5 protein-coding genes are annotated in these 6,212 nt (G+C 41.7%); 2 read left to right on the forward strand and 3 right to left on the reverse strand.

Annotated features, from left to right (window positions below):
- Nucleotides 1-359 precede the first annotated feature (359 nt).
- A complete protein-coding gene (locus tag LQV63_RS30855; RefSeq protein WP_233699594.1) occupies nucleotides 360-869 on the reverse strand; it encodes an SRPBCC family protein in 510 nt (169 codons plus the stop codon).
- 354 nt (nucleotides 870-1,223) lie between these two features.
- Here LQV63_RS30855 and LQV63_RS30860 point away from each other — a divergent pair, with 354 nt between their 5' ends.
- On the forward strand, nucleotides 1,224-2,351 hold the full coding sequence (locus tag LQV63_RS30860) for a hypothetical protein (protein WP_233699595.1): 1,128 nt from the start codon (nucleotides 1,224-1,226) through the stop codon (nucleotides 2,349-2,351).
- A 289-nt stretch (nucleotides 2,352-2,640) separates the two neighbouring features.
- A complete protein-coding gene (locus LQV63_RS30865) occupies nucleotides 2,641-3,363 on the forward strand; it encodes a CPBP family intramembrane glutamic endopeptidase (protein ID WP_233699596.1) in 723 nt (240 codons plus the stop codon).
- Nucleotides 3,364-3,526: 163 nt separating this feature from the next.
- Here the strand turns inward: LQV63_RS30865 and LQV63_RS30870 are convergent, their stop codons facing one another.
- Nucleotides 3,527-4,396 (reverse strand): cation diffusion facilitator family transporter, encoded by an 870-nt coding sequence (locus LQV63_RS30870; protein WP_233699597.1) that lies wholly within the window; start codon nucleotides 4,394-4,396, stop codon nucleotides 3,527-3,529.
- Nucleotides 4,397-4,756: 360 nt separating this feature from the next.
- Nucleotides 4,757-6,142: a serine hydrolase domain-containing protein gene (locus tag LQV63_RS30875; RefSeq protein ID WP_325175946.1), complete on the reverse strand. Its 1,386-nt coding sequence runs from the start codon at nucleotides 6,140-6,142 to the stop codon at nucleotides 4,757-4,759.
- Nucleotides 6,143-6,212 lie beyond the last annotated feature (70 nt).

Below are 6,212 nucleotides of genomic sequence, written 5' to 3' on the forward strand. Positions count from 1 at the left end.
TAGGACAATTCATCCCAAGCCTAAAGGCAAGGGCTTTCTTAGCTAATTTCTGTAACCGAGGCCTTTCGTATCCCAGACGATCCGCCATTCTTCATCCTGCTCCTCGCTTTTCATCGTTCTGTTGTCTATTTTATATGGCAGCAAAAAATAAGAGGTTATGAAAAAGTTAAAGTTCCTTCGCTACAACTATTTAGAGAAAAGAAGGCCGATTTCCCTATTCTAAGGAATCGACCTTCTCTACTGAATTAACATATTTCACAATTTACTCTAAAGCCTTTATCCATCAACGTGGACTCATCTTCAAACAGCTAATGAACGGTGGTTCCATTCATCCGTCTTACCGTCTATTCGTATCGGTTTCAAACCTTAGACAGGTAATCAGCGAGCTGTTCGAAGGTACCGGCAAATCCCTGCTGTATGTTATCTCGCATTGCTTCAAAGGTGTTGCGCTCCTCCTCCGTCGCATTTGTCGGGCCTCCCTGTATAGTCAACTTCGTCTTGCCTTCATGCTCGGCAAAAGTCAACGTATTTAGAATTTCCAGGGGCCATGTGGGGCTAAACGGAGCCCGAACCGTATTGCCCTCCTCATCAGAAAAGGAATTAGTAAAGACGAGTCTCTCCGGCGCAACAATGTCGCGATACACAAACTTGCCCCACATTTGATGGCCGTCAGGGGATTTCTGACTGTAGTGAAAAATGCCACCCGGACAGAGCTCTAGCTTTGAGACATTCATCTTGAAGCCTTTCGGGCCCCACCAGTGTTCCAGGTGATCAGGCTCGGTCCACGCTTTGAACACAAGCTCACGTGGCGCATCGAACATGCGCGTGATAACCAACTCTTTTTCGTTAGTACCATTGTGCTCTATCATGTCAATTCCTCCAATTTAATTTCGTTCTATTTATATGACTTTAAAATATCCAAAACGATTTTTTACATACATTTTTTCTGTCAAGTTTACAATCAAGGTCGAAATGATTTAAATAATACAAAAAAGTGCAGAACCGAAGTTCTACACTTTTCATAAGTGAACCGCTCGTATAGTAGTATTTGATAAACTTAAGAATAGCTTAGGAATTAATGAATGATATTTACAATAGAAGTGGTTATGCCTATATTATTTGATAAAGCGTGTTCCATCTTTTACCTGCTCTATTACGTGAATAGAGATGGAAGAAAGGAAGTGGAGCTCGTAATAATAAATCAAGTAATGGAGGAATAACGATTGAAGTCATTTAAAATTTTGCTATTATCCCTATGTTCAGCAGCGCTCGTAGCAGCGTCCGTTCCGACACCAACTACATATGCAGCGAAGGAGAGTACACAGGTAACGATTAGTGATAAAAAGGGAGAACTGAAAAGTCCTGAATATCAAATAAGGTTTTCGGAATTGGACAAAAAAACGCAAGAGACAGTCCAAAAGCAGATTAAGGAATTAGTGGGTACGGACATCGACCTCGAAGTGGACAGCGTTACAAAACGTAAGGACTTAGATGGAAAAAAAATGATTGGATGGGCGATTGAATTCACTGACACCGAGAAAGCCAATTCACGCAACGGCAACTCGATTGTTATAAATAATAAAGGGGAAATAACTGGCGCCAACATCGCAATTCCCTTGGAAAAATTGGACGATGCCCGGCAGAAAAAGCTGATGACGATGCTTTCGGATGTCGACAGCAGCCTTGACACTGCTAAAAACAATTTCTATGTCGGAATTGATAAAATGCCCACTTATTACGAAGACAAAAAAACGGGGGAACTTAAGCCAACTGGTCAATATGACACCCGCGTTACAATGCGCCATCGAGAAAAAAGAAACATGGAAGTTACAATCAGTGATGATGGATTTCAATTGGCAAAGGTGACTTATCCGATCGAGCAGATTGACAGCTCCGTCCTGCAGACGGCAAAAACAGCATTGCAAAACTTTTCTGATAGTGGTTCACGATCATTATCCACTGCCCTTCGTTACAAACAGATCTTCCTGAATTTTAACCGCAATGTATGGAAATTGACAGACAACGATAAGAAGCACGGCGTGTCGGTTGAGGTAGGGGCGAAAACGGGCAAACTGACCAGCATTGAGGTGAATACAGATATTTCTGCCAAAGATAACAAAGCCTATGACAATATGAAACTGAATAAAATCAAAGAGACGGTAGCCCCCATTGCGCAGAAAGTAATGGGTATTGATTTAAAAGGCTACGAGGTTAAACAAAATAAAGAGTATGATATTAGAAACCAATTTATCTTTACTAAAAAAGGGAGTCCGACCTTGAGTGCGCGAGTTGATGTCAAAGGAAAATGCTACAGTCTAGCAGTCACTTCAGTTGATGGCAAAGCAGAGTAATTAAAATATAACGAAGTTAACAGCCTATAACAATTCGTCTAGTCGTAGCTATCATTTGCTATGACTAGACGATTACTGTTGTCAAGCGAACTAACCCTCAAATGCTGCTTTTGGTTTACCAATTCAACTATCACGCCGCTGGTTTCCGCCTTGTCTCTTTTTACTTGGCAAGAGCGTAGTCATAATTTAGTTAGTATAATTTTATTGCTGTTTCCTTCTACATGTGATGATGACAAAAGGCGTATGAGAAACAGAGTCATAGTGTAATCTTTAGGGCGGGGGAAAAAGGATGTACATTCATCAACAAAGAAAAGAACTATTTGTATTTACGATGTACGCGGTTGTGTATATTTTCATTGTTGCAATATTCTCTCTCGTTATAAAGCACAATCCTTTACCCATTTTTGGAGCAAAGGGATTTACGGAAGATGGATGGTATGTTTTTTTTATTAAACTCGTTTTTTTATTTTTGGTGCCCTTATACATGTATAGAAGATTCGGTTATTCCATTCGGAGCATCTTTCATCTGCAAGAACCGAAGAGATGGATTCTTGTGTTTAGCTGCTTTATGGTTGGTATTCTATTAAATAGTGGGTATTTCGGCGAGATATTTAGCGTTATGACAACGGGTGGCGAATTCATTTGGATAAAACTATTGCTTGGTTTACTTCTCCCCCTAGTTCAGGCTGCTTTACCTGAGGAGATTTTTTATAGATATATACTACAAACCCGTTTGGAAAAAGCAATAGGAGCATTTGCAGGTATTGTCCTGTCTGCTATTCTGTTTTCATTATTCCATTTCCCCTCTCGTTATCTTCTTGCAAGTGGAGTTGAAGGGATAGCAGGAGACCTATCTTCCATTCTACTGGGCACAATTCTCCCTACTTTTGTTATCGGTATTATATTAGGATATTTGTGGTATAAATTCAGGAATATATGGATTTTGATAGCCCTTCATTATGGAATTGATATTTTACCATCCGGTGCTTCATTTTTGAATATTTTGCATTAGCTTGCCCATGAAAAATACATTGAAGCAGTTGAAAGCTCCCTTCATTATTCATTATCACTTACCTTTTCTTTGGATTATTTGCATGTAAAAACTTTATTGGTTGTACACTTGTGAACCAAAACGAAGGGGGCAAATGAGAAAGTTCGCTATGTACATCGTCTCTTTATTTTGTTGTTCTCTCTTGTTCTGGTTCAACATGTATTAATACTTGTGCGCGTTTGAATAGAGCTGTTATTGAATGTTCAATATCATCACATAGTCGATGCGCTTTTTCGATATTCATGGAAGATGGGACAACCATATGGAAATCCACATACTCTTGCGGTCCTGATCTTCGAGTTCGAAAATCATGAATTTCAATAAACTGTTCACGATATTGATGGATGACGTTCAATATCTGATCCATTTCTTCATCAGTCAAACTTGCGTCCAACAACGGGGGAAACGATTCTCTCATCAATTTATGCGCTTCTCTCATAATGTACATGGCTAACATAATCCCGATGATTGGATCTAATAGCTCCCAGCCAGTAATACTGACTAACAATAAACTGAATCCTACACCTAAAGAAGTATATACATCCGTTAATAGGTGCAATGCATTTGATTTCATGGCTACTGAATGATTTTCTTCTGCTGCTTTTCCGACTTTTCTGGATACCAAATAATTAATAATTGCCCCTACAAACATGACTAATATACCCAGATATGGGAAGTTAATCGGTGTCGGATTGATTATTTTTTGAACACACTCATAAATAATCCAAATCCCTGCCACAAAGATTAGTAACGTTTCAATTGTCCCCGATATATTTTCGATCTTGCCATGTCCGTATGGATGATTCTCATCTGCAGAACGGCCAGACATTCGAACTGAGAAAAAAGCGATTAGTGAGGCCACTAAATCTAAAGAAGAATGGATAGCTTCAGATAAAACAGCCACTGATCCAGTAATGACGCCGACAAATAATTTGGATATCACAATAAACGTGTTGCTAAGAACTGATAATAATGCGGTTTTAGAGGAGGTCATCGATAATTGCCGCCCTTTCCAAATATTTGTTTGATCATATCAAATAGTATATATTTGGGTCTAGAGCAACCTTTTTGCTTCAATTCATCAACTTAGGTCACAGTCTAAAGTGTTGCCATGGATCAAAAAGTACATGCCCGTTTCTACAACCAAAGCATTCAACCGAGTTGAGTTTAAAACATACAGCGAAACCTGAAGGAAGGCGATACGCTCTATTTCAAGCATGTCGAATTGTATGGCTCGAAGGAAAGCGAGTTAACTCATCGGTTGAAGTGAGGGAGAGGCTGATTGGACTTCCTTACATAAATGGGCCCCTGGATTTGTTCCGCAATGAACCGCGACATGTCCAGGGGTTTCTCTTTACCTTGTTTTTGCAGTCAACGACAGCATGGTGCCGTACCCGAACAAGCTGATGAACACGGAAATAAGACTGTATACAGCTAACATAATCGTCGGCGGAGACCACACTGCTATAAATGCCCACGGCGTTCCACCGAGCAGTATGCGCGGCAGCGTCAGAATCAATACGATGCCAGCTGCAGACATGATCAGAAGCAATGCAAATCCAATGAGCCGTCTGCCAAGCAATGCAGTCCAACTGCGCTGCTGCCTTGCAAGCTTTCTAATCATCCTTCCCGTCAAAAATAAAAACAATGCGATCAGACCACCTGCAATAAGGATAATCGCCGACGCTACTTTATCCAACCTTTGCATTCTATCGATTTGATAGGGGGCGCCAGCATCCGCTCCCTTCCATAATTCCATAACTCCCTGGGTAATGACGGATGCGGCATCGCTCATCATGTTCGCCATCACTGCTACCCCAAGCTGATCATTGCGCTGCATCCTAATAAAAGATGAAAATGTCGGATTTGCCCCAGCATGAAGAATCACATTTCCGTCTTGTCCCGCAATGATCCATCCACTGGCATAGTAATTGTTGTCACCAAGAGGCGCCACGGACTGATCGGGGACGTGCGAGTCCTGAATCAGTTTCTTATCGTTCGTTCCATAGCCTAATTGCGTGTTCATCCACTTCGCTATATCATTGGCGTTGCTTATGATATAACCTGCTGGTGTATTGCCGCGATAGACAGGCGGTGTGTACGCTCTGGGTTTCATGAACCCGAGTCTATAGCCGGTTGCCATCTCGCTGGGCGGGTTGTGCTGAAGACCGGCGAACGAATCTTTCATTCCAATCGGCTCCAAAATCTGCTGCTTCATATAAGCCTCAAAGGACTGCTTCGTCACCTTCTCGATCACAAGTCCCAAAACATCGTAATTGATCGTCGCATATTCGAAAGCGCGGCCCGGTTCACGATTCAACTGCTGGCTCAACAAAGTCCGCACGGTTAATTCCAGCGCATTGCCAGCATCGCTGGCTGGTATATATCCAATCGATCCGGCAGGTATTCCGCTTGTATGATACAGCAAATCATTGAGGGTAATCGTTGCGGGTTTTCCCTTATAAGCAAGTTCCAGCCATGGTATATATTTTTTAACATCATCCGTCCGTTTTACCAATCCGTCCTTTTCTAACTGCAGGATGGCCAGCCCTGTAAAAGCTTTCGTCGTTGAACCTATTTCAAATAAAGTATTGCCGGTCACTGGTTTCTCCGCATCCAGATCCGCGTAGCCGAAGCCTTTTTGCAGCACCGTTCTCCCCTTTTCCACAATGACCAATGACAGGCCCGGGATTTGGCTGCGAATCCTCTCCGCTTCGACATACTCCTCTATCCGATGTATTTTTTGCTCTAACGTCTCCCTCTATGAAGAATCACTTTTCTCTTAAATGCTCGCGTTTTCTTAGAATTTG

The sequence above is a fragment of the Paenibacillus profundus genome, assembly GCF_021369635.1.
Lineage (GTDB): Bacteria > Bacillota > Bacilli > Paenibacillales > Paenibacillaceae > Paenibacillus_B > Paenibacillus_B profundus.

Excerpts from the sequence above, each read along its gene's own strand:
- LQV63_RS30865 (WP_233699596.1), top strand. The coding sequence starts at position 2,641 with ATGTACATTCATCAACAAAGAAAAGAACTATTTGTATTTACGATGTAC.
- LQV63_RS30870 (WP_233699597.1), bottom strand. The coding sequence starts at position 4,396 with ATGACCTCCTCTAAAACCGCATTATTATCAGTTCTTAGCAACACGTTT.
- LQV63_RS30855 (WP_233699594.1), bottom strand. The coding sequence starts at position 869 with ATGATAGAGCACAATGGTACTAACGAAAAAGAGTTGGTTATCACGCGC.